The 23391-nt window shown below is 61.6% G+C and carries 21 protein-coding genes; 8 read left to right on the top strand and 13 right to left on the bottom strand.

From position 1 onward, the window contains the following. The first annotated feature begins 296 nt into the window (after positions 1–296). From QZ564_RS15410 to flaF, 3 genes are all read left to right on the top strand, one after another. Positions 297–1823 (top strand): flagellin, encoded by a 1527-nt coding sequence (locus QZ564_RS15410; RefSeq protein ID WP_297111891.1) that lies wholly within the window; start codon positions 297–299, stop codon positions 1821–1823. A gap of 113 nt (positions 1824–1936) precedes the next feature. Next, a complete protein-coding gene (gene flbT / locus QZ564_RS15405) occupies positions 1937–2362 on the top strand; it encodes a flagellar biosynthesis repressor FlbT (RefSeq protein WP_297111889.1) in 426 nt (141 codons plus the stop codon). Continuing rightward, positions 2313–2687 (top strand): flagellar biosynthesis regulator FlaF, encoded by a 375-nt coding sequence (gene flaF, locus QZ564_RS15400; protein ID WP_297111887.1) that lies wholly within the window; start codon positions 2313–2315, stop codon positions 2685–2687. The genes flbT and flaF overlap by 50 nt, the downstream gene beginning before the upstream one ends. Positions 2688–2766: 79 nt before the next feature. Here the strand turns inward: flaF and QZ564_RS15395 are convergent, their stop codons facing one another. From QZ564_RS15395 to QZ564_RS15385, 3 genes are all read right to left on the bottom strand, one after another. Further along, positions 2767–4749: a hypothetical protein gene (locus QZ564_RS15395; protein ID WP_297111885.1), complete on the bottom strand. Its 1983-nt coding sequence runs from the start codon at positions 4747–4749 to the stop codon at positions 2767–2769. 14 nt (positions 4750–4763) lie between these two features. After that, positions 4764–6611: a flagellar hook-associated protein FlgK gene (gene flgK / locus QZ564_RS15390; protein ID WP_297111882.1), complete on the bottom strand. Its 1848-nt coding sequence runs from the start codon at positions 6609–6611 to the stop codon at positions 4764–4766. A gap of 67 nt (positions 6612–6678) precedes the next feature. After that, positions 6679–8454: a flagellar hook-basal body complex protein gene (locus QZ564_RS15385; RefSeq protein ID WP_297111880.1), complete on the bottom strand. Its 1776-nt coding sequence runs from the start codon at positions 8452–8454 to the stop codon at positions 6679–6681. Between the two features lie 246 nt (positions 8455–8700). On the opposite strand from QZ564_RS15385, the gene QZ564_RS15380 reads away from it, so the two are divergent. From QZ564_RS15380 to QZ564_RS15370, 3 genes are all read left to right on the top strand, one after another. Then, positions 8701–9567, top strand: coding sequence for an ATPase (locus QZ564_RS15380; RefSeq protein WP_297111878.1), 867 nt, complete (start codon positions 8701–8703; stop codon positions 9565–9567). Positions 9568–9636: 69 nt separating this feature from the next. Then, complete coding sequence (gene metA / locus QZ564_RS15375; RefSeq protein WP_297111876.1) at positions 9637–10548, top strand: homoserine O-succinyltransferase; 912 nt, start codon at positions 9637–9639, stop codon at positions 10546–10548. Positions 10549–10593: 45 nt separating this feature from the next. After that, positions 10594–11115: a GFA family protein gene (locus tag QZ564_RS15370; protein WP_363312308.1), complete on the top strand. Its 522-nt coding sequence runs from the start codon at positions 10594–10596 to the stop codon at positions 11113–11115. 42 nt (positions 11116–11157) lie between these two features. Here QZ564_RS15370 and QZ564_RS15365 read toward each other — a convergent pair whose 3' ends face one another. From QZ564_RS15365 to QZ564_RS15345, 5 genes are all read right to left on the bottom strand, one after another. Beyond that, on the bottom strand, positions 11158–12351 hold the full coding sequence (locus QZ564_RS15365) for an FtsX-like permease family protein (RefSeq protein WP_297111872.1): 1194 nt from the start codon (positions 12349–12351) through the stop codon (positions 11158–11160). Beyond that, positions 12348–13025, bottom strand: a complete 678-nt coding sequence (locus QZ564_RS15360) for an ABC transporter ATP-binding protein (protein ID WP_297111870.1) — start codon at positions 13023–13025, stop codon at positions 12348–12350. Before QZ564_RS15360 ends, QZ564_RS15365 begins: the two co-directional genes overlap by 4 nt. Further along, positions 13026–13460, bottom strand: a complete 435-nt coding sequence (locus QZ564_RS15355; protein WP_297111868.1) for a hypothetical protein — start codon at positions 13458–13460, stop codon at positions 13026–13028. Between the two features lie 98 nt (positions 13461–13558). After that, on the bottom strand, positions 13559–15046 hold the full coding sequence (locus QZ564_RS15350) for an alkaline phosphatase (protein ID WP_297111866.1): 1488 nt from the start codon (positions 15044–15046) through the stop codon (positions 13559–13561). 171 nt (positions 15047–15217) lie between these two features. Then, positions 15218–15715 (bottom strand): copper chaperone PCu(A)C, encoded by a 498-nt coding sequence (locus QZ564_RS15345; RefSeq protein WP_297111864.1) that lies wholly within the window; start codon positions 15713–15715, stop codon positions 15218–15220. Between the two features lie 132 nt (positions 15716–15847). On the opposite strand from QZ564_RS15345, the gene QZ564_RS15340 reads away from it, so the two are divergent. Both QZ564_RS15340 and QZ564_RS15335 read left to right on the top strand, forming a co-directional pair. Beyond that, on the top strand, positions 15848–17299 hold the full coding sequence (locus tag QZ564_RS15340) for a YcjX family protein (protein ID WP_297111862.1): 1452 nt from the start codon (positions 15848–15850) through the stop codon (positions 17297–17299). Then, positions 17296–18318 (top strand): TIGR01620 family protein, encoded by a 1023-nt coding sequence (locus QZ564_RS15335; RefSeq protein WP_297111860.1) that lies wholly within the window; start codon positions 17296–17298, stop codon positions 18316–18318. Before QZ564_RS15340 ends, QZ564_RS15335 begins: the two co-directional genes overlap by 4 nt. On the opposite strand, the gene QZ564_RS15330 is transcribed toward QZ564_RS15335, so the two are convergent. From QZ564_RS15330 to QZ564_RS15310, 5 genes are all read right to left on the bottom strand, one after another. Further along, positions 18307–19005: an EAL domain-containing protein gene (locus QZ564_RS15330; RefSeq protein WP_297111893.1), complete on the bottom strand. Its 699-nt coding sequence runs from the start codon at positions 19003–19005 to the stop codon at positions 18307–18309. The two genes, QZ564_RS15335 and QZ564_RS15330, sit on opposite strands and share 12 nt — an antisense overlap. A 145-nt stretch (positions 19006–19150) precedes the next feature. Next, on the bottom strand, positions 19151–19471 hold the full coding sequence (locus tag QZ564_RS15325) for a 2Fe-2S iron-sulfur cluster-binding protein (protein ID WP_297111857.1): 321 nt from the start codon (positions 19469–19471) through the stop codon (positions 19151–19153). A gap of 147 nt (positions 19472–19618) precedes the next feature. Next, on the bottom strand, positions 19619–20644 hold the full coding sequence (locus QZ564_RS15320; RefSeq protein ID WP_297111855.1) for an NAD(P)/FAD-dependent oxidoreductase: 1026 nt from the start codon (positions 20642–20644) through the stop codon (positions 19619–19621). A gap of 145 nt (positions 20645–20789) precedes the next feature. Then, a complete protein-coding gene (locus QZ564_RS15315; protein ID WP_297111853.1) occupies positions 20790–22064 on the bottom strand; it encodes a phosphoadenylyl-sulfate reductase in 1275 nt (424 codons plus the stop codon). Then, the coding region (locus QZ564_RS15310) for a nitrite/sulfite reductase (RefSeq protein WP_297111852.1) at positions 22051–23391 on the bottom strand (1341 nt) is incomplete at its 5' end. The genes QZ564_RS15310 and QZ564_RS15315, both read right to left, overlap by 14 nt.

Here is a 23391-nt window from a genome sequence, read left to right as displayed (position 1 = left end):
GAAGCTGCGAACCTGCTGGCTCTGCAGACCCGTCAGTCCCTGTCGCAGAACTCGCTCTCGCTGGCGAGCCAGGCCGACCAGTCGATTCTCCAGCTGATCCGTTAATCGGTCAGCATCCGTTTCAGAATCACTGGAAGGGCGGGTCGCAAGACCCGCCCTTCTCTCTTTGGAGCGCCGGAAACCCTCGATTTTATGGTTTATGATTGGTCAATCCGCATGGTTAACGCCCCTTTAAGAAATGGCGGTTAACTCTTTGGGCAAGGGGCCGGAACGGCCTGAGGCAAGGATTGCATTCAATGGCGGACATCTCACTTTCGAAGGCCGTTCGGGCCAATCTTCTCTCCCTCAAAGGCACCGCCGACATGATGGCGACGACGCAGAATCGTCTCGCCACCGGCAACAAGGTGAACTCGGCTCTGGACAATCCCTCCAACTGGTTCACTGCCAAGGGCCTTACCAACCGCGCAAGCGATCTGAACTCACTGATCGACTCCATGGCCAACGGCATCCAAACCCTTGAAGCTGCTGACAATGGCCTTTCGGCCATGACCAAGACCCTGGAATCGATGCAGTCGACCCTGCGCCAGGCCCGTCAGGACAAGTCCTTCCAGACTGCCTCCTACACTGTTCCGACCACTGGTCTTGGCACCGGCGACGTGATTTCGTTCTCCGGTGGCGCTGTCGGCACCACTGCCGTTGATATCAACCTGACCAAGGCAACTCCAGGTACGGCCGGTATAACCTTTGGCGGCGTTGCCTTCGAAGCCGATGCTGGTGACAGCATTACTTTCACGGTCTCCGTGGACGGTGGTGCAGCCCAAAACGTTACCATTGACGCGACCACTATCGCTGCTGCTGGCGATGGCGATGCTCAGATCGAAAATGCCGAAGAATATGCCGAACTGATCCAGAATCAGATCACCGGCGCGACGGTGTCGTTCTCGGGCAACAACCTGACCATCACCTCGGACACCACTGGCACCGCATCCGACGTCAACACCACGATCGGTGTTCTGACCGACGCCGACACAAGCTCCGCAGGCCTGACTCTGGCCAATACCGGGCTTACCGCTGCCATCAACGGAACGGCCGGTGCAGCCGACGGTGGCGCCATCAAGACCGTCGACGAACTCGTCAGCGAGATCAATTCACAGTCCAGCCCGCTCTTTGGCAAGATCCGTGCGTCTAACGACAATGGCAAGCTGCGCATCGAAAACCAGTCCACCCAGGACTTGACGGTCGATGGCGTGACTGCCCTTGGTGCTGTAGACGGCTCCACCACTGGCGCGAGCTCCATCCTCGGCAACTCCGTCCGTGCCGGCCTCACCGACCAGTTCAATGAACTCCGTGATCAGCTCGACAAGCTTTCCGATGACGCTTCGTTCAACGGTATCAACCTGTTGCGCGGCGACAAGCTGACCATCACCTTCAACGAGACCGGCACCTCGGCCATCGACATCCAGACCGAGAATGGCGAGACCATCAACGCCTTCAATCTGGGCGTGCCGACCCAGCTCGAGGAAGAGCAGCTCGATAGCGACGTGACCATTGACGGTCTGCTGTCTGACGTGAAGGCCGCCCTGGATGAAGTCCGCTCACAGGCCTCGACCTTCGGCTCGAACCTCTCGATCGTGCAGAACCGCAAGTCGTTCACCGAAGCCATGATCAATACGCTGGAAACCGGTGCCGGCAACCTGACCCTGGCCGATATGAATACCGAAGCGGCGAACCTTCTGGCCCTCCAGACCCGCCAGCAGCTCTCGCAGAACTCGCTCTCGCTGGCCAGCCAGGCCGACCAGTCGATCCTGCAGCTCCTGCAGTAAATCGCTTACCAAGCAATTCTTAGGAGGCGGGCCTTGTGCCCGCCTTCGTTGTTTTCGCCGCAATCTCGGGATAGACAGGTCCGGTCACTTTCTCTGTTGCGGACAAATCGAAGATGGCGCTCAAGGTTGAACTCAAGCCCGGTGAGAAATTGCTGGTTGGCAATTGCATCATCACCAATTCCGACCAGCGCACGCGCCTGTTCATCGATGGCCACGCGCCCATTCTGCGCGAAAAGGACATCCTGACCTCCGAGACAGCCAACACCCCGGCCAAGCGCATCTATCTGGCGGTGCAGCTGATGTATATTGAGGAGGATTCGGAGCGCGCCCAGCAGTCCTACAACGACCTTTCAAAGGACTTTGTGGAGGCCGTGCCCAGTTCTCTCCCGATTGTCGACCAAATCAATAACGAGATATTAACCGGGTCCCTGTACAAGGCTCTGAAGGCTGCCCAACGCCTCATTGAATACGAACAGGACCTGCTTTCTCATGCATCAGCACGGCGCTCAGGCGTATCAACAGACGGCGAAAGTCGTTGAAAATCCACGCCAACGCGAATCCGCATTGCTCATGAAGGCCGCAGCCGGCCTGCAGAAGGTCAAGGACGAGTGGGATACTTCGACCCAGGAAGAGCTGCGCTCGGCGCTCACCTTCAATCGCAAGCTGTGGACCATCTTCATGTCCGCTGTCACCCAGGATGACAGCCCCCTGCCCCAGGAAATCCGTCAGAACATCGCCAATCTGGGCATGTTCGTGATGAACCAGACCCGCGAAATTCTCTATGAGGGGGTCCCCCAGGCCGAACAGCTGACCGTCCTCGTGCAGCTCAACCGACAGATTGCGGCGGGCCTGCGCGGTATGTAATCCGCTGGACCGTTAAACAACGAAAAGCCCCGCATCGCTGCGGGGCTTTTCTTTTGGCTGCTGTCAGGGGCGCCGGCTACTAGAGATAGTTCACCAGGCTCAACTGGCTGACCATGGAGGTCACCTGATAGCTGGCCGTGAGGCGGGTTTGCAGGGCCAGGATTTCCATCGCCACATCTTCCTTGCTCACCGTTTCCACATCGCTCAGCAGGTTGTCCAGTTGCGCCTTGTAATTGGTGTGCCGATCGGTGGCCGCCTTCAGGCCGGCTCGGGCAACGCCCAGCTCCATGGTAATCAGCTCGATCGAGCCGCGCTCCGAGTTGCGACCTTCGGACAGCTCAAGCTGCTGCCGGCGGGCCATGGCGTCAAATCGTGCTTTGGCCGGGTTCAGGTCGACAGAATTGGGGTCGGCGGCGTTGGTGATTTCAGGATAGGTCTCCACGGTCATCGCTGCCATGGTGCGGATCAACCGCAAATATCCGCTTTCGTTGGCCTGCATGCCATAGGCCACTCGACCTGAGTCCTCCACCGCCGCCGTAACCGACTGGCGCGGATTGCCTTCGGCCGCCGCGGCTGCCTCGGTGACCGAGCGGATCATGGCTTTTTCGAAGTTTTCGGCCGAGGCCTGTTCATCTGCGCCGATGGTAAACTGGCCAGGCCCAGCGCGGCCCGTCACCGCGGTCAAGGTCACCTGGCGGCTCGTGCCGTTCGGCTCGGTCAAGGTTACCGTGACACTGTCTCCGGCCGTCAGCGCGAATGCGTCGTCAAAGACCACCGACATATTGGCCGGATCGCCTGGCGTGTGCGTCGCCGTCAACGCACCGGCATTGGCCACCGTGGATGACACGGCCGAGATCTGGAAGCCATGCGCGGACGAAACCGGGATGTTTTCGGTCAACGTCACCGTTTCAGCAGCGCGAGTGGATGTGAGCCGTCCCATGCCGACCGCGGACACCGCCGCCGTATCGCCGCTATACCACATGACCGTGTCGGTCTTGGTGGCGATCCGGAGGCTGGTGGACGAGTAGGGATCGGCACCATTGACGCGCAGCACCGGCTCGCCAGCGGCGTTGAAGAAATTCTGCGAGGCAGCATAGGTCGAGGCCGCCTTAAGTTCACTCTCGGCCGTCTTCTGCAGCGATGCCTTGAGGGCATTGTCGAAATTGGTCGCTGTTGTGATGGTGGCCGTCAAAGGATCATCCCCAATGACGAATTCGCCTGTGGCGCCGCTGGCATTGGCCGCCGACACAGCCTTGAGCGTGATCTGGGTTTCAGTGCCGTCAGGCAGGGTGAAACCAAGGGTGATGCTGTCCCCTTCCGCCACCGTTCCAGGATCGCCTGGAAACGTGAAATCGATATCGGCCGGCGAGGCTGCAAAGTCCGAGACAATGCCGATATTGGCGCCGATGGCCGAAACGGTCGAGAGCTTGAACCCGAAGGGATGGTCGCCGTCTTCGGCCAGCGTAACGGTGACCGGATCAGTCGGCAGCGCCGGAGCCACTGGGTTGATCGCCGTCGTCAGCCGCCCCTGCCCCGCAGCGCCCAGATCGGCCATTTGCCTTTCGGTCACCACGGTCTTGTAACCAGCGCGGCCCCCGGCCCCTTCGAGCATCTCCGTGGTGGTGGGTAGCGGCGCCGCGTCGGTTTTCGAACCGCCGAACAGATGCCGTCCTGCAATGTCAGAGTTAAGCAGAGTGACCATCTCGTCCAGTCGGGCCCGAGACAGGCCGGGAATGGTCGCCATGTTGATATTGTTGGAGCCATATTGCCCCTGAATGGCGGAGTTACGCGCCTCACCTTCGATGGCATCCAGCCGCGACAGCGCATTGTCGTAAAAGCTCATGCGCAAATCGACCTGCTCGATGCTGGCATTGTAGCCGGCGATGGTCGTCAGCCGGGAGCGCACCGACAGCGAGATCGGCAGGTCGCGCCCCATTTCCGACAGGGTCTGCGCCTTGACGCCGGTGCCAAGCTGCATTTGCAGCTGTGCGAACTTGTCCTGCATCTTGGAGATGACGGAAAAGCCCGTAGTCAGGGGGTACATCGACTTGTTGACGATCATCTCACGCTACTCCTTCAGGTCGACGCAAACAGGGTGTCGAGCAATTCCTTGACCACCGACACCACGCGGGCATTGGCGGCATAGGCGCTCTGCAATTCGGTCAGCCGGGCCATTTCCTCGTCGAGGTTGACCCCGTATTCGCTCTCCATCTGGGTCGTGATGGTGTCCAGGGTCAGCTGGCGATTGCTCTGTGCGGTAAGGGCCGAACCAATCGTCGTGCCCTGATAGTTCAGCACCTGCTCGATCAGTTGCTCGACCGTACCGTTGAGCTGGTGCCGTCCTGCATTAGCGGCCGGCGTGCTGCCGGAGACAAAGCTCATGGCATTGAGCTGTTCCAGGACATATTCGGGCCGTGCTGCATCACCCAGCGAATGGTCGATATCGAACTGCACCAGCAGGCGATTGTCCGAAATCACCGCCGGATTGACCGAAATACGCGAGGCAAAGCCGACGATCTGCGGCGGATTGGTGTCGAGATTGTCCGTGAAGGGTGAATTGCCCTGGTCGACGAACAGGGCCATGGCCAGTTCGCCCTGCTGCGTGCCGGTCGCCGTGCCGCGCGTCGTCAGGCCGGTGATATCGCGCGCACCGGCAGCGCCATCGTCCAGAACCCTCAGAACTCCGGCGCTGGGGCTGGTGATGCCCAGAGCCGGCAGCTTGGCCTGCAAGGCCCCAGCTACGGCCGTGGCATTGGGTGGATCCCCAAAATCGACCGAGATCACCCGCTGTCCGCTGGCATCCACAAAGTCCTCGCCATTGGCGCTGTTGACGATGCGGACGCGCTGCTCAGTGCCGTTGACCGTGTAGTTGAGGAGGACGTCGTTACCGGGCCTGAGGTGCGAAATATCGGCCGAGAACCCGGTCGCGCCCAAGCCGTCATCGGCGGCGGTGCCGGGGGTGGTGATGGTCGAAAATACCGACGCAATACCAGCAGCGATCTCGTCGAGCTGGTTCTGTGCTTCAACCAGGATCTTGTCCCGCAACTGCACGAGGCCAGCCAGTTCGCCGCCCTGCAGCACGCCCTGGTGCACCAGGTCGATGGTGAGCCCGGACGGTGTGGTCAGGGTGAGCTTGCCCACGCGGCTCTGGTCGGTATCGATATTGGTCTGCGATGTCGCCGAAAGAGAGCCGGCCGTGGTGAACTTGAACGTGGAAAAGCCGTTGTCGAGCAGCCCCACGCCCGAGCGCGTCATCAGCGCTACGGTGCCGTCGGCCCGATATTCGGCCTGTACGTCGATGACTTCAGCCACCGAGGCAACCAGGCGGTCCCGCTGGTCATAGAGCTGGGCCCGCGCCGTGTCGGTCATGCCCAGGTCCAGCATGCGGTTGTTCACCTCGTTGAGCGAGATGAGCATGGCGTTGACTTCGGAGACGTCGTTGGAGATCCGCGTCTCGGTTTCCTGGCGCAATTGCTGCACTGAATTGGAAAGCGAGTTGAGCTGCCGCGCCATGGCCTGCGCCTCGGCCACCACATTGGCGCGGGTCGGGTAGTCGTCCGGGCTGGTCGCCAGCGCCTGCAGCGAATTCTTGAACGAGCCGAACATGGTATCGAGCGAACCAGCCTCGCCAGGCTTGCCCAGATAGCCCTGCAGCTTGTTGAGGTAGTCGCCCATGACATTGGACATGGACGTGTCCGACACCTGCCGGTTGTAGTAGGTCTGCAGGCTCTGGTTGAAGGCGCGATTGACCCCGGCTGTCCGGGCATAAGTGCTGTTGACCGACGAATAGTCGATAATGTTCAGCGATTGCCGGTGATAGCCCGGCGTGCCGGAATTGGCGATGTTGCGGCTCAGGATCGAGATCGAATCCTGGCTGGTCCGCAGACCCGACACGGCATTTGAAAGCGACGAAACCAGACCCATGAAAGCGGCCCTCAGACTGGACTGAGGTCCGGGGCACCCTGCCCCGGACCCTTACTCAATTTCCGCCCTAGCGGATCATGTTCAGCGCTTCCTGCAGCATCTCGTCGGCAGTCGAAACGATGCGGGTACCGGCCGAATAGGCCTGCTGCGTGATGATCAGCTTGGTGAACTCGTCCGAGATATCGGTGTTGGACGCCTCAAGCGCGCCGCCGATAATGCCCGAACCGGATAGGTCGAAGATCGGCTCACCAGATTCCGACGTGGCCTCATAGACACCGCCGTCAAGGCGCTTGAGCGAGTTGACGCCGTTGAACTGGGCCGTCACGACCTGCGCCATTTCGATGCGCTCGCCATTGGAATAGGTGGCGACGACACGGCCGGAGTCGGTGATGGCAACCGAGAGGAATTCACCGGCACCATAGCCATTCTGGTTGAGGGTAGAGACCGTCACGGTACCGTTGACGTCGGCAAACTGCGACACGCCATTGGTCTCATGCTGGAGCACCACATCGCCGATCAGCACGCCATTGACGCGCAGATTGCTGATCGTGGCCTGCGGCACGCTGGTGGCGAGCGATCCATTGCTGTTGAACTCGTATTCCTGCCCGATATTGGTCCAGGCCGTCGCTCCGCCGACCGCCTGGCTATCGGAGAGATAGAACAGGTTCCAGGTGTCCGTGCCGCCCGAGGCCGCACTATCCACCTTGGCCCAGCGCAGCTGCACATTCACCGGCGCGCCATTGCTGGCATAGACGGTGATCGCGCCGCCCGAGATCGAGTTGGCGATAAAGTCATCAGCGTCATCGGCAGTCACGGTATTGACCGTTGCCAGGGTCGGCGCCGAGGAAGCCTGCGGTTCGGTCAATCCGAGGGTTGCCGCCAGAGCAGGCGTTGTGCCGCTGATCGAGAAGGAGGCGTGATAGTCAGCGCCCAACGAGATCGCGAGCTGGTTGCCGCCATTGAGCCCAACCGTCGCCGAGGCCGCTGCCCCGCCGCCGAAGTCGCGCAGGCCGGCCTGCATGTCGTCGAGCACGTTCTGCACGGTCCTGGGCGCATCAAGGCTGATCGCCACGCCAGTCGTCGGTGCAGGCGTCGGCGCCGCGTAGAAACGGAACCGCACCGGTGCGCCATTGACCGTCACGGTCATTTCCTGGCCATCTGCAAACACGGTGGTCGCCAGGTTTGCGCCCGCGCCAGCGCCCAGATTCGCCGTACCGTTGGCGGCTGCGGGGGTCGCAGCGGCGCCGAAATTCTCCGAACCCAGCAGCTCGCTATTATAGACCGTCGAATTGTAGCTGGCCGTCTTGGGCAATTGCGGCAGGTTGGACTGGTAGTTGATCGTGGTCGTCACATTCGCCGGCAGGAAGGCGTTGGACAGCTGGATCACTTCGGGCACAGAGCCCGAAATATTGCCCGTCGCCGGGTCGATCGGCAGGCCCTTGAGATAGTACCCGGCGCCATTGACCAGCAGACCGTCCTTGTCGATTTCGAAGTCGCCGCGGCGCGTGAAATAGTTCGAGCCGGCAAACACCGAATTGCCATCTGACTGGCCAACCTTGGGCTCGACCACAAAGAACCCGCCAGAGTTCAACGCAATATAGGTTTCGTTCGAGCTGGTCTGGATATCGCCCTGGATATTGTTGGTAGCGCGGGACTGCGCCAGCACGGCGCCCGGAACCTGCGCCTTCAGCGGCGCATCGGGAATGAGATCGAGGAAACTCGTCTCCATCCGCTTGTAACCGGTGGTCTGCGAATTGGCGATGTTGCCCGAAATGTTCTCCAGCGCATGCGACTGCGCCCGCAGGCCGGTCACCGCACTGGAAAGAGCCCCATAGATACCCATCTGTAACTCCGTAATCCCCGTTGCGCCGCAGGGCGCGTTCACCGTGTCAGATGCAAACCCGATGCCAATTGCCTGAGCCATTGATTTTGTTATGATTTTTCAGGAGGAAGCGGCCAAATAGGGCAACGAGGCGGCAAATGAGTCCGAGCCACCGGCAGATTTTGCCGATCGCTTGAGATCGGGACACGCTTGCTTTAAACGCAACTCAGGCAGTTTGGCCGCCCCAGGCCATCGGAGCGTCTGAATATGCTGTTTTCCAGCGTCGATGAGTTTGTGAAGGCCCCAAGGCGCGCTGTGACCGTGTTCGGCATGGCTGGCGTTGGCAAGACGCGCCTGTCCAACATGCTGCGGGCCAAACACTGGTTCCACTATTCGGCCGATTATCGCATCGGCACGCGCTATATGGGCGAGTTCATTGTTGACAATTTCAAGCGCGAGGCCATGAAGGTGCCGTTCCTGGCGCAACTGTTGCGCACGGACTCGATCTACATCTCGTCCAACATCACCTTCGACAATCTCGACCCGCTCTCGACCTACCTGGGCACGCCGGGCGACGTGGAGCGCGGCGGCCTGCCATTGGCTGAGTATCAGCGCCGCCAGGAACAGCACCGCGTTGCCGAGATCGCGGCGCTCTGCGACGTCCCCTACTTTATCGAGCGGGCCAAGGCACTTTATGGCTATGACGACTTCATCGCCGACACCGGCGGTTCCTTGATTGAGGTCGTCGACCCGAACGATCCCGAAGACCCTGTCATCCGGACACTGGCAGCGCATACCGCGCTGATCTACATCCGCGGCACGGACAAGGACACGACCGAACTGGTCAAGCGCTTCAAGAAGTCGCCCAAGCCGATGTATTATCGTCCCGAATTTCTTGTCGAGAAATGGAACGAGTACAAGCAGATCAATGGCATCGGGGACGACAGCGACGTTGACCCCGCCGGCTTTGGCGCCTGGGGTTTCGAAGCCCTTCTGCATGACCGCCTGCCCCGCTATCAGGCGCTGGCCGACAATTTCGGCTATGTGGTGGAAGCCTCGGACTTGGCGAACGCGCGCAATGGCGACGAATTTGTCGATCTGGTCGCCGCAGCGATCGAGAAGCGAATGCGCTAGCGCGTCTCCCTCAGGGAGATGCGCGCCAGCCTGAATCGTTTTCTCACCGCACCCCGTTAAGAGGCTGATATGCCTATCAGAATTCCAGACAACCTGCCCGCCCGAAAGACGCTCGAAGAAGAGGGCGTCAACGTCATGGACTCCAGCCGCGCCGCGCGGCAGGACATCCGCCCGCTCGAATTCGGCCTGCTCAACCTGATGCCCAACAAGGAGCGGACCGAAACCCAGTTCGCCCGCCTGATCGGCGCGACACCGCTGCAGATCAATCTGAGCCTTGTGCGGGTGACCGATCACCAGTCCAAGAACACCCCGGAAGACTACCTCAATACCTTCTACCAGACCTGGGAAGAGGTGAAGGAGCGCAAGTTCGACGGTTTCATCGTCACCGGCGCACCCATCGCCAACCTGCCCTTCGAGGAGGTGCGTTACTGGCCCGAAATGCTGGAGATCATGGAGTGGACGCGCACCAATGTGCACCACACCATGTTCATTTGCTGGGGCGCGCAGGCCGCCTTGCACCACTTCCATGGCGCCAGGCGCTACCGGATGGACAAGAAGGCCTTCGGCGTCTTCCGCCACAAGGTGGTGGGCACACGCTCGCCCTACCTGCGCGGCATGTCGGACAGCCCGATGATCCCGGTCTCGCGCTATAACGATATCGACCGCACCAGCCTCGGACCAAATCTCGAAGTGCTGATCGACCAGCCCGACATCGGCCTCTGCATGCTGGGCGACCGCAATGAGCGGGCCGTCTATTTCCTCAACCACCTGGAATATGACAACCGCTCGCTGGCCGACGAATACGAACGGGATAAGGCCGCCGGCCTCGACACGCCGCCGCCGGAAAACCTGTTCCCCAATGGCGACACCAGCGCCATCCCGGAGAACCGCTGGCGCAGCCACGCCCATCTCCTGTTCCAGAACTGGATCAACGAGATCTACCAGACGACCCCGTTCGAGCTGGAGAAGATCGGCAGCTAGGTCTGCAGTTACAAAGGACGTCAACTCCACCGGCAAAAACGGCGCATGTCTCAGCCGGTGGAGCTGACTGATTGCGTTCAATCCAGGGAAGCAGGTCCTGAGCGTCTTGGTAGCTGCGCGACCTGCAGCTATCCCCTTTTTGAAGGACCAAAGAGCACTATGACCAGAACCACCGCGGGATCCTGTTCGTGCGGCACCGTCAGGTTCCAGATTTCAGGTGAGTTTGAGAACTTCTTTCTCTGTCACTGTACGCGCTGCCGAAAGGACACGGGGTCAGCCCATGCTGCCAATCTGTTCTCATCCACAGCAACTCTGCGCTGGCTCTTTGGTCATGAGAGTGTTCAGACCTATCGACTTGCCGACACTCGGCACATGAAGAGCTTTTGCACCAAATGCGGGTCCGCCCTTCCAACTGTCCAGTCAGATGGCGCCTTGGTGGTTGTGCCTGCCGGATCCATTGATGACCCGATCGATATCCGACCCAATGCGCATATCTGTGTAGCCAGCCGAGCGAACTGGGACGAGCATCTGGAGAACATCCCAAAGCTGGATGGCCTTCCGGGTTAGGTCATGCCAGCTTGTTCTCACGCGAGCAACAAGTCCTGAGTCTTACCGCAACCCCTCAACCACCGGCTGGCGATAGATGGCCACGGCCGGTAGGACAGCGAGCGCCGCCCCGGCACCAATCAGCATCAGCACCAATTGCACCTCCTGCCAGGAGATGGTCACCGGAATGGCGATGCCGCTCTGCGCTTCGAGATAGCCGCTGACGGCCCAGGAGACCCCTGCCCCCAGCCCCAGACCCAGCACGGCACCCGCCAGGATCAGCAGCGCCACATAGCTCCAGGCGACCAGGAACACATAGCCTGCCGTCGCGCCCAATGCCCTGAGCACGGCAAAGCGCGTGCGATAGAGCTGCAATATGATCATCACGCCCGACAAAATCGCCGCAACCACCAGAACTTGCGTCGCCAGCGCCAGAAAGCTCATGATCGCCCGCGCGTCACCGAGCAGCGCATAGAGCTGCACCAGAATTTCGGCGGGAAAGATCGCTTGGGTCGCATCCGTGCGATAGGCGTTGCGCAGCCCATAGGCGGCCGGAACGGTCGCTGGCTTCACCACAATGGCGGGCACACCCGGCAGTTGATCGGTAACAAAAGGCGGACCAATTCGTTCATCGCCCGGGGCATGGCCGGTTGGCAGGCCATGGCTGCCCCAGACCTGCTCGACCGGCACCACCACCACATTGTCCCAGGCCGAATGGGTGCGCGCCATGCGCCCGACCACCTCGATCGTGCCCTCGTGCAGCATCTCTTCACTGTCGAAACCGTCATGGGCGGCATGGAGGTGTTGTCCCAGGTCAAGACGCACATTGGCGCCCAGCACGGCTTCGTATGCGGACGTGAACAGGCGGCCCTCTTCGATCCCGCCGGAAAGATGTTCAACGAATTGCGGCGTGGTGCCCATGATCGGATAGCCGCTGGCACTGTCACCGAACGCAATGGGCGCGGCAAAATCAATGCTGTCCTCGGCCATGATGCGGGCCAGCATCTCGCCGTCTACCAACCCCATGGCAGCAGGCCGGGCATAGACAGAAGCCAGCACCAGGTCGAATGGACTGCCGGGTGAACCGATCACCAGGTCGAACTTGTCGGCGGCCCGCGCGCTACCCTGGCGCACGGCGCGCTCCTGAGTGGTGATGGCAATGCCCAGCCCCACCGCGAAGGTGATCAGCACCACGAAGAAGATCAGTGTCACGCGATTGCGGTTGAGCAGGGAGAGGACGACAGGAAACGGGTTCATGCCACCAGCTCCCGTTCCACCACCCGCCCATGATCAAGCCTCACCACGGCATCGGCAGCTTCGATCAGCAACGGGTCATGCGATACCGCAACCACCGTACGCCCCTCGCTCGCCAGCCGCTTGAACGACTGGCAAAGCTCGGCCGAATTGGCTTCGTCCAGACTGGCAGTGGGCTCGTCGGCAAACAGGATCGGCGGATCGAACACCAATGCCCGGGCCAGCGCCACGCGCTGCTGCTCGCCGCGCGAATAGCTGGATACGTGCCGCGCCTCGTCGGGAACGCCGAACTGCTCAAGCAAGCTCCTGCCGCGCGCCCGCACATGGCTGTCGGTAAAAGCCGAGAAATAGGCGGCCAGCGTCACATTGCCCAGGGGGCTCATTTCTTCGATCAGATTGAAATTCTGAAATACAACACCGGCATTGCGGCGGCGCCAGCGATCCCGCGCGCCCTCTCCCAGCCCAGCGATGTCGACACTATCCCAGCGCACCTGACCCGAGGTCGGCCGGACGAGGCCACTCAGCACATAGAGCAGCGTCGTCTTGCCTGAGCCCGATGGTCCGCGAATGACCGTCAGGCGGCCTGCCTTCATGGACAGGGAGGGGATATCGAGCGCCGGCGGCGCCCCGGCAGACCGCCCCTCGAAGCGATGTTCGATGGCCTCCAGATGCAGCAATCACGCTCTCCAATGGGCGGCATCGACGACCCGCACGCGCGATACAAAGCCCAGTTTCTCATCGGTATAGGTGCCGATCTTGAGCGTGCCCTCGACTTCGATCGGCACGTTGAACGGGGTCACGGTGATGATATCGCGCGCATAGATCGAGACGATATCGCGCGGCCAGTCGGCTTCGTTATCGCAGAACGGGCAAACCGACATGGGAATTTTGGTCAGGACAAAGAAGCTCCATTCCGCCTTGAGCGGCGGCGCCATGAACCCTTCGAGCAGGACAGGTTTGTCGGCCATTTCAAGGGCATAGTCGGAAAACGACCCGTCCGGATTGTAGAGCTCACGCATACGCACCGCTTCCCTGGCTGCAACGCGCGAGGCGCCCAGCGCCAGGCTGGCGGGGATGGCGGCGGACAGGGTAATGAACTTGCGACGATGCATGGCAATCTCCGTCTAGCAGGCGAGGATGACGCTTCCGCGTAACACCAAAACGGAGGGGCCCGTCACAAACGAGCCCCTCCCCAATCTTTGAACGAGACTTACTCGGCCGAAACGGCGTGGTTCATCACGTGGAAGATGTAGTTCTGCTCCTGGGTACCGGTGAGCAGGTGAGCCCACGGACCCTTGGCCCAGGACGCGACGTCTTCACCCGAATGGGTTTCCGAACCCATCGGGATCAAGGCCTGCTGCAGGTAGTCCACGTCCAGCGCTTCTTCCTGGGTCACGTTCGGCCGGGTGCCGAAATAAGAACCGTCAGCCTGTTCGGTCAGGACCGAGCCAGCGCCATTGAGATAGCCAACGACCGAATAGGGCTTGCCATCATCGGCCAGTTCGGGCTCGCCGGTATGCTCGACGCCATCGGCATTGATGCCCATGCACAGGCCGGTGATCGGCGTACCGCGACCGCAATAGCCGTTGAAGGCAATGGCGTGTTCGTGGTCAGCCGTGACGATGATCAGGGTATCTTCGTCGTTGGTCATTTCGTCGGCCATGGCGACGGCCTTGGCGAAAGCCACGCCATCCATGAAGGCGCGGTTGGCATTGCCGGCATGGTTGGCATGGTCGACGCGGCCACCTTCCACCATCAGGTAGAAGCCGTCTTCATTGCCTTGCATGGCCTTGATGGCGGCGACGGTCATGTCGGCGACCGAAGGTTCGGTTTCCGGACGCTCGGTTTCGTAGCTCATGTCCGAATTGGTGAAGAGACCAAGCAGCGGCGATCCGGCCGCAGCGGCTTCCAGGCCAGCCAGGTCGCTGACGAACTGGGCACCGGCTTCTTCGGCGCGAGCGACCAGGTTCAGCTCATCCTTGCGGCTGGAGTCGCCGCCATGCACAGTCTGCGTACCAGCCGGATAGAAGTTGCGGGCGCCGCCAGCAAGCAGCACGTCAACGGTGCCGGCTTCCATGGCGTCGATGGCCTGAACGGCAATATCGGTGCAGCCTTCAGGAGCTGCAGCTTCCCAGTTGCGGTTCGCGGTCTTGGCATAGACAGCAGCCGGAGTGGCGTGCGTCGCGCGCGCGGTCGACACAACGCCAACCGATTTGCCCATTTCCGAGGCGATCTCGGAGAACAGGGTGACCTTGTTACCCTCTTCGCTGGCGCAATTGTCGTGGCGGCCATTCTCGTTGAGGTTGATGGTGTTGAACACCTGCTTGATGCCCGAGTTCATTGCGCCGGCGGTCGGTGCGGAATCCGGGGTCTGGGCGTTGATATTGTAGGTCTTGATCAGCGCGGTATAGGGATATTCTTCATAGGGTAGGACATGCTCTTCGCCCAGCTTGCCTTCAAGCTGACCGGCGAAGAGACGCACGGCATAGTTCGTGCCGACGCCCTGGCCATCGGCAACGAACAGGATGACGTTCTTGGCCTTGCCGGTATTGGGCTGCATGTCGATCATGGCCTGCAGCTTGGCATCGGCATCGGTGTACCAGCTGCTCTCGGCCTGAACCAGGTCCTGGGAAACGACCGGAACGGTCATGCTGGCGGCGGACACGCCTGCCAGCAGAATGCGTGCAACGCGATTCATTGCGGAAAACCTCCATGCGCAAAATATGCGAGCCGCGGCGCCCTTGCGCACGGCAGGCATGGAGTTAGGGCCCGGCCATTTCAGCCGGGTGACACATCGGTGACAATGCCATGACATTCCCCGCCCATCCGGGGAATGTCATGACCTGCAGGGCGTCAATGCGGTGCCAATTTAGTGGCTGTGCCCCGCATGGCTGTGTTGATTGGCATTGGCTGCTTCCACCGCCACCTCAATATCCACCGGGCCGGCATTGGCAAAGTTGAGCACGAGGTCGAAGTGGCCACCCTGCTCCAGGGCCGCAGTGAGGCCATGCAGTTCCAGCGCCAACCCGCCCGGATCGAACGCGAATTCGCCCTCGGGAATATCGATCTCACCGACCTCCTGAACACCCGTGCCGTCGGTGCTCATGGTCAGACCGACAATATGCACATCTTGGGCCGCCAAGCTGCTGGCGCCCAGCAGCGTGTCGGCTGCGCCCTCATTGTGCAGCTCAAAAAAGACGAAAGTCTCCTCGCCCGTCGCCGCGGCCCGTGCCCAGGGATGCACGATCTCGATGCCATTGGCCTCGAAAACATGATGCTCCTCATCGCCATGGCCGGCATCCTGCGCAAACACCGAAGAAGCGGCCAGACCGGACACGAGAAGGGCAATGGAGAAAGCGCGGATCATCAGCACACCTGTAATGTTAGAACAGCACACCTAGCGACGTTTCATGACATGCCTATGACGGGAGTGCGGCTTTCGCCTCTTGCAAACCCCTCCCCAAACCCTACCTTGCCATAACACGGGGACAGACCTTCTTTGCCGCAGCCGCCGACCACCATCACCGACGAACTGGGCATTGCCCTCTCCAACCTGGCCGACAGCGCTACTGGCGTGCTGACGCCGACCCTGCGCCTGGGCGTCACCGGCCTCAGCCGCGCCGGCAAGACCATTTTCATCACGGCTCTGGTGCACAATTTGCTCACCCAGGGCCGCCTGCCCGGTTTCACTCCGCTGGCCGATGGCCGCTTCATCGGGGCCAGGCTGGCCGAATATCCGGACGCCACCATCCCGCGCTTTGCCTATGAACAGCATCTGGCGGCGCTGACCGGCAATCCGCCCACCTGGCCGGAAAGCACGCGCCGCATCTCCCAACTCCGCCTAGTGCTGAAGTTTCAGTCTGCAAAATGGTGGGCGGGCATGACCGGCCCGGCCACGCTCAATCTCGATATTGTCGATTATCCCGGCGAATGGCTGCTCGATCTGCCCCTGCTTGGCCTCAGCTTTGGCGAATGGAGCGATCAGGCCCTGGCGCGTGCCCGCCAGCCCGGCCATGCCGACGAGGCCGCCGAATTTCTGCGCGTGCTGGACAACGCCGACACATCTGGGGAAGCAAACGACCCGGATGCAGAGCGCCTGGCGACGGCATTCACGACCTATCTGCGCCGCAGCCGCGAGCATGGCGCGCTCTCCACCCTCCCGCCTGGTCGCTTCCTGCTGCCCGGCGACCTCGAGGGCTCCCCGGCCCTGACCTTTGCCCCCCTGCCGCGCCCGGCGGGCGCAACCGCCCGTGGCAGCCTCCACGCCATGCTGGAGAGCCGCTATGAGGCCTACAAGTCCCAGGTGGTGCGCCCCTTCTTCCGCGATCATTTCGCGCGTCTCGACCGGCAGGTTGTGCTGGTCGATACCCTGCGCGCACTTAACACCGGGCCGGCAGCCGTCAATGATCTGGAGACGGCATTGACCTCGGTGCTCGCATGCTTCCGCCAGGGCGAAGCCAACCCGCTGCTGCGCCCCTTCTCGCGCCGCATCGATCGCATTCTCTTCGCCGCCACCAAGGCCGACCATGTCCATCACACCAGCCACGACCGGCTGGAGGCCATTCTCAACCGCCTGGTGTCCAATGCGCGCAAGCGGGCCAGCTTTGCCGGCGCGGAGACCAAATCCATCGCCATGGCAGGTATTCGCGCCACCAGCGAAGGCACCATTCGCGAAGGCGGCGAAACCCTGCCCACCCTCGTCGGCACCCCGCTTGGGGGCGAGACGCTCGATGGCACCGCCTATGACGGCAAAACCGAAATCGCCTTGTTCCCCGGTGACTTGCCGGAACGTCCGGACTCACTTTTTGAGAACGGCAAACCTGTGTCGCTGAACTTCCTGCGCTTCACGCCGCCGCAAATGCTGGAGCGCAACGCCTCGGGCGATGTCGTCCTGCCCCATATCCGGCTGGATCGGGCACTCGATTACCTCATCGGAGATTGGATGGCATGAAGCGCCCCATCGCCCGTCCCACCGCAGTGAATGACAGGCAAACGGACGCTGTCCGCGCGCCACGCGCTTTCACGCCGGACCGGGCAGAGATCGTTGAAGTCGCCTTTGAGCCCGAGGCCCAGCCTGAACTGGTCACGCCACCGCCCCGCCGCATGGGCTGGCTGGCTCGCGTGACCTGGACCACCGGCGGCATCCTCGTCTCGGCAGGCCTGGGTCTGGCCGCCGACCGGCTGATCCGCGATCTCTTTGCCACCAATGAATGGCTGGGCTGGGTCGGGCTGGGTGTCCTCGGTGCCTTTGTGGTCGCTATCATCGCTCTGGTCATCCGGGAGATGCTGGCGGTGCGGCGTCTCTCGGTTCTGGACGCGCTGCGCGCCGACGCCGCTCGCGCCCATGCCGACAACGACCCCAAACTGGCCCGCGCCGTTGCCAGCCATCTCCACGGCATTTACGCCGCTCGCCCCGATCTGGCCCGCGCCCGGGAGAGCCTGGACGCCCACACGGGTGACCTCTTCGATGGCACGGACATCATCGCGGTGACCGAACGCAGCCTCATGTCACCGCTCGATGCCCGCTCCCGCACCCTCGTCGCCGCCTCGGCCCGCCGCGTCGCCCTGGTCACGGCAGTTTCGCCACGCGCCCTCATCGACGTGGCCTTCGTGATCTATGAGAGCATCCGCCTCGCCGGCGCCATCGCCGCGCTCTACGGCGCGCGCCCAGGCTTCTTCGGCTTCTGGCGCCTTGCCGGAGCGGTGCTGGCCCATCTCGCCGTCACCGGCGGCCTGGTGCTGACAGATGGTGTTGTCGAGCAATTGGTGGGCCAGGGACTGGCGGCGAAGCTCTCTGCCCGATTGGGCGAGGGCGTGGTCAACGGATTGATGACCGTCCGCGTCGGCATCGCCGCCATGCGGGTGGTCCGCCCCCTGCCCTTTGAAACACTGCCCCAGCCGACGGTGCGGGATTTTATTCCCGACCTCGTCAAGGTGACGGCCGACGCCGGCAAAAAGTCAGGCGACTAGCTGCAATTGCTCGCGCGTGGCGAAAGTTTCCACCTGCGGCTTGGCAAAGAGATAGCCCTGGAACAGGCTAATACCAGCGGCGCGCAGCGTGGCAAGCTCACCCCCGGTCTCAACACCCTCAGCCAGCACCGTAATGCCAAGAGCCTTGGCCATGGCCACGATGCCGGCGACGATCGCCTGCCGCGCCACCGAGCTATCCACGCCGCGGAGCAGTTCCATATCGATCTTGATCAGATCGGGCTGGAACTGCGCCAGCAAACCCAGTCCGGCATAACCCGCGCCGAAGTCGTCAATGGCCGTGGTGAAACCCATTCGCTTGTACTCGGCCACGATATTGGCGACATGGCTGGTGTCCATGCGCTCGTTCTCGGTGAACTCGAACATTAGCCGGTTCGGACTAAACCCCGCCCTGGCCGCCGCCTCCAAAGTCGCGCGAATACAGGCGCGCGGTTCATAGACCGCATTGGGCATGAAGTTGATTGAGAGGCGCGAGTCCGACGCTGCCGACAGATTGGCCCCAGCCAGTTCAATCGCTTTGACCCGGCATGCCTGGTCGAACACGTATCGATTTGCCTCAGTGACCGCCGAGAGCACCGAGGCCGCCGACTGACCGTCCACGCCGCGCACCAGCGCCTCGTAGCCCCAGATGCGCTCCTGGTCGATATCGATGATCGGATGGAATGCCATCGTGAATGGCACGGGGAAATCCTGGCCGCCCCTGCAGCCTTGGCAAGTGGATGTCACAATAAGACCTGCATCAATCACGCAACGGCAATTGGGCCCATCCTGGCGTGACAGGTCTTAATCTAACGACAATGGGCGAGACTTGTGATCAGTCCTTTGCCGCACTCGGCGCGAGGGTCAGCTTGAGCCCGTCGAGCTCATCCGAACACAGGATCTGGCAGCTCAGCCGCGAGTTCGATTTCACATCGCCCACGCTATCGAGCATGTCTTCTTCTTCCTCGCTCGGCGCGCCCACCGCGTCGAGCCATTCGGAATCGACATAGACATGGCAGGTGGCACAGGAGCATGCGCCCCCGCATTCGGCCTTGATGTTGAGGCCCCAGTCGCGAATGACCTCCATGACGCGCCAGCCCTCAAGCCCCTCGAGCTCGTGCACTTCGCCTGACTGGTCGGTAACGGTGATCTTCATGGGGCGCTCCTCAACAGCGCGAAGGGGATAGCCAGATATGGGTTGAACGGCAAGACCAACTTTGGCCGTCCATCATCTCAACCCACACCGGCTGTCATCCCGGCATTCGCCGGGGTGACATCGAGTGGATGGGATGGGCGCGGGCCCTCAGGCCACGCCGAGCTTCTTCTGCAGCTTGGTCGAACTGGTGGTGTACTGGAACACGACGCGCTCACCAGGCGAGATGATCGCCTTGGCCGCCTGCGCCATCAGGGCCGCCTCGTGGAATCCGCTGAGGATCAGTTTGAGCTTACCCGGATAATGGTTGATGTCGCCGATGGCGAAGATGCCGGGCACCGATGTCTGGAACTTCTCTGTATCAACCACGATGGTGTTGTCGTTCAGTTCCAGCCCCCAATCTGCGACCGGACCCAGCTTCATGGTCAAGCCGAAGAACGGCAGCAGACGTGTCGCCGGAATCGAGAGGTCACCTGCTTCGGTGGTCAGGTGCACATGGTTGATCATGCCATTCTCGCCGTCGAGCTTGGCGATCTGGCCGAGCTGGAAGTTGATCTTCCCGTCTGCAACCAGCTCCTTCATCTTGTTCACCGAGGCTGGCGCTGCCTTGAAGGCGTCGCGGCGATGCACCAGCGTCAGGGTGCGCACGATCGGCGCCAGGTTGAGCGTCCAGTCCAGGGCGGAGTCACCGCCACCGACAATGACAACGTCCTGATCACGGAAATCCTCGATCCGGCGCACGGCATAGAACACCGACTTATTCTCGAACTGCTCGATACCCGCCACTGGCGGGCGCTTGGGCTGGAACGAACCGCCGCCGGCGGCAATCACCACCACCTTGGTGAAGAAGGTTTCGTCGGCGTCGGTCACCAGCTTGAACGAGCCATCCTCCAGCTTCTCGATGGAGTTCACCATGCGCGAGAAATGGAATTCGGGCGAGAACGGCGCAATCTGCGCCATCAGATTGTCGGTAAGCTGTTGGCCGGTCACCACGGGGAAGGCCGGAATGTCGTAGATCGGCTTTTCCGGATAGAGTTCGGCGCACTGCCCGCCCGGCCGATCGAGAATGTCGATGAAGTGACATTTGATGTCGAGCAGCCCGAGTTCGAAGGCGGCGAACAGCCCGCAGGGGCCCGCGCCAATAACGACAACATCGGTGGTGATCTCAGTGCTCATGTTTCAATTCCGTCTCACCGGGAGGCAGACAGTTTCTGCCCGGCGCCGTCCCCGCGACAGCGGGAACCTCTGTTTCAGGTAGAGGGGCATGCCACCATTGCGGCAATGCCCCTGCGGTGAATGGGACCAATGCGCTCCACTTATCTCAGGAGACGCGGCGAAGGAAGGGACGTGTGCCCACCGGAACCTCGGCGGTGCCCACGGGCTGGTAGAAGATGGCTACCTCCGGCAGACGGTTTTCCACCAGTGCATGACGCGTCGGTTCATGCGTGACGACCAGCGCATTGATGCCACAGCGGCGCATCAACGGAATCTGATCCTGCAGAACATCGCCTACGGCCCTGATTTCACCGGCGAATCTGTAGCGCTCCGCCAGCAAGCGCGCCGTCGAATAGCCCCGGCCGTCCGAGAACGCGGGGAACCGGATGGCCACGGAGGCGAAGCGCGACAAGTCCTCTGCAACATCCTCGACAGACTCGCCTGGCGACACCAGCAGCCCCAAAGGATGCGGATTGGCCAGATAGGCGTCACGGTTGGCCAGGAACTCCGGCAGCGGGACATGCACATAGCGCGCACTTGCCGGGTCGGTGCCCTCGGTCCATTCCTTGAACGGATCTGCAATAAAGGCCCCGTCTTTCCACAGGGTATGGCGCGAAGCGGCAGTCATCGGGGAAGCAATGGCTCCGTTGAAATCATAATGGATGCCGCACTCTTTCTTGTTGAGGCCGCGCCACCGTCCGGCGCGCGGGTCCTCGCCATCGGCGACTGCGGAGGTGCAGGGTGCACAGCCAATAGACTTGAAGCCTTTGGCATAGAGCGGGTGCTCGGGCAAGTTACGCGTCTGACGATACTCGACAACGTCCGCGTCCGAGAAATAAGCCAGTGGATTGACCTTGATGCGATCATCGCTGGTCAGCTCGAAATGTGGCAGTACGCCACGCTCGGTCGTCTGGTAGCGCTTTCGTCCGGTGACCCAGCCACCATACTGCTCGGTGATCGGCTCAAGCGGCTCGGTCTTGCGGATATGGCAGCAGGAATCCGGATCGGTCTCCCACAGGTCACCATCGGGGTCGAAACGCCGCACATCATCGGGGTTGGGATGCACCGTGTGGACGTTGAGCAGCCCCAGCGTCTTCTTCAGCGTCTCCACATAAGCCAGCGTTTCCGGGAAATGCTTGCCGGTTTCTAGGAAATAGACCGGCAGGGAGGGATCCACCTGCGCCACCATATGCAGCAAGACGGCCGAGTCCGCGCCGAAGGACGACACGATGGCCAAATCCCCCGGCAGCACGTCGCTGACGGCGTAGCGCAGCACACTCAGCGCATCCATCTCGTCGAACATGCCGTTCAGCGCCAGAATGCCCAGCGCCTTGAGCTTCTCATGCGCAGCTGGCGCCACGGCGACGTTAGACTGTGCCATAAAGCGCCTCCTTGAATGGAGCCTCGCCCAGCCGCCGATAGGCATCCAGGAAGGGTTCGTCCGCACTGGTCCGATTGGCGATGTAGAAATCCACCAGCTTCTCGATCGCGCCCGGCACCTGATCGGCTTCAAAGCCCGGCCCGATGATCTTGCCCACCGACGCGCCCTCTGTGGCATCACCGCCCAGCGTGATCTGATAAAGCTCGCCGCCCTTCTTCTCGACGCCCAGAATGCCGATATGGCCGACATGGTGATGGCCGCAGGCATTGATGCAGCCGGAAATCTTGATCTTGAGATCGCCGATTTCCTTCTGCCGGTCCGGAGCCGCAAAGGTCTTGGAAATCTCCTGCGCGATCGGGATCGAGCGGGCATTGGCCAGGGCGCAGAAATCCAGACCCGGGCAGCAGATCATGTCGGTAATGAGGTTATTGTTGCCCTCGGCCAGACCGTTGGCGACCAATACGTCATAGACGGCCCGCAAATCGGCAATGGCCACATGGGGCAGAACCAGGTTCTGCTCATGGGTCACGCGCAGCTCGTCATAGGAGTACGTCTCCGCCAGGTCCGCGACCACATCGATCTGCGCATCGGTGGCATCGCCCGGGGCGCCGCCAACAGGCTTGAGCGAAACCGTTACCGAGGCATAGCCAGGCTGCTTGTGCGGATGCAGGTTATTGTCGAGCCAGCGGCCATAGGCCGGGTCAATGATCGACTCATAGGCCACGTCCACCTTGTCACCTGAGCGGTCGGCAAAATCGGGCGGCGCGAAATAGGCCGTGATGCGGTCAAGCTCTTCCTGCGGCAGGGTAAGGACGCCGCCGCGCACTTCGGCGAACTCGGCTTCCACCTGCCCTTTGATGCTCTCAAGACCCTCTTCGTGCACGAGGATCTTGATGCGCGCCTTGTACTTGTTGTCCCGGCGGCCATAGCGGTTGTAAACGCGCATGATGGATTCGAGATAGGCCAGCAAATGCTCATTGGGCACAAAGCTGTTGATCAGCTTGGCCACCATGGGCGTACGGCCCAGGCCACCACCGACCCACACTTCCCAGCCAATTTCGCCGGCCGCGTTCACGGCGGCCTGCAGGCCGATATCGTGGAAGCGGATGGCCGCCCGGTCATTGGGCGAGCCGGTCATGGCGATCTTGAACTTGCGCGGCAGGTACGAGAATTCCGGATGCAGGCTCGACCACTGGCGGATGATCTCGGCCACCGGACGCGGATCGATGATCTCGTCGGCAGCAGCACCGGCGAACTGGTCGGTGGTGACATTGCGAATGCAATTGCCCGAGGTCTGGATGGCGTGCATTTCCACGCTCGCCAGCTC

Origin of the sequence: uncultured Devosia sp. (assembly GCF_913055165.1) — a bacterium.
In the GTDB taxonomy this organism is placed as follows: domain Bacteria; phylum Pseudomonadota; class Alphaproteobacteria; order Rhizobiales; family Devosiaceae; genus Devosia.
This window is presented reverse-complemented; position numbering and strand designations above follow the sequence as displayed.

Coding starts and splice junctions, on each gene's coding strand:
- QZ564_RS15370 (WP_363312308.1), top strand. CDS start 10,594: ATGTCTCAGCCGGTGGAGCTGACTGATTGCGTTCAATCCAGGGAAGCA.
- flbT (WP_297111889.1), top strand. CDS start 1,937: ATGGCGCTCAAGGTTGAACTCAAGCCCGGTGAGAAATTGCTGGTTGGC.
- QZ564_RS15395 (WP_297111885.1), bottom strand. CDS start 4,749: ATGATCGTCAACAAGTCGATGTACCCCCTGACTACGGGCTTTTCCGTC.
- QZ564_RS15315 (WP_297111853.1), bottom strand. CDS start 22,064: ATGGCACAGTCTAACGTCGCCGTGGCGCCAGCTGCGCATGAGAAGCTC.
- QZ564_RS15380 (WP_297111878.1), top strand. CDS start 8,701: ATGCTGTTTTCCAGCGTCGATGAGTTTGTGAAGGCCCCAAGGCGCGCT.
- QZ564_RS15410 (WP_297111891.1), top strand. CDS start 297: ATGGCGGACATCTCACTTTCGAAGGCCGTTCGGGCCAATCTTCTCTCC.
- QZ564_RS15345 (WP_297111864.1), bottom strand. CDS start 15,715: ATGATCCGCGCTTTCTCCATTGCCCTTCTCGTGTCCGGTCTGGCCGCT.
- metA (WP_297111876.1), top strand. CDS start 9,637: ATGCCTATCAGAATTCCAGACAACCTGCCCGCCCGAAAGACGCTCGAA.
- QZ564_RS15330 (WP_297111893.1), bottom strand. CDS start 19,005: ATGGCATTCCATCCGATCATCGATATCGACCAGGAGCGCATCTGGGGC.
- flgK (WP_297111882.1), bottom strand. CDS start 6,611: ATGGGTCTGGTTTCGTCGCTTTCAAATGCCGTGTCGGGTCTGCGGACC.
- QZ564_RS15365 (WP_297111872.1), bottom strand. CDS start 12,351: ATGAACCCGTTTCCTGTCGTCCTCTCCCTGCTCAACCGCAATCGCGTG.
- QZ564_RS15355 (WP_297111868.1), bottom strand. CDS start 13,460: ATGCATCGTCGCAAGTTCATTACCCTGTCCGCCGCCATCCCCGCCAGC.
- QZ564_RS15325 (WP_297111857.1), bottom strand. CDS start 19,471: ATGAAGATCACCGTTACCGACCAGTCAGGCGAAGTGCACGAGCTCGAG.
- flaF (WP_297111887.1), top strand. CDS start 2,313: ATGCATCAGCACGGCGCTCAGGCGTATCAACAGACGGCGAAAGTCGTT.
- QZ564_RS15320 (WP_297111855.1), bottom strand. CDS start 20,644: ATGAGCACTGAGATCACCACCGATGTTGTCGTTATTGGCGCGGGCCCC.
- QZ564_RS15385 (WP_297111880.1), bottom strand. CDS start 8,454: ATGGGTATCTATGGGGCTCTTTCCAGTGCGGTGACCGGCCTGCGGGCG.
- QZ564_RS15335 (WP_297111860.1), top strand. CDS start 17,296: ATGAAGCGCCCCATCGCCCGTCCCACCGCAGTGAATGACAGGCAAACG.
- QZ564_RS15350 (WP_297111866.1), bottom strand. CDS start 15,046: ATGAATCGCGTTGCACGCATTCTGCTGGCAGGCGTGTCCGCCGCCAGC.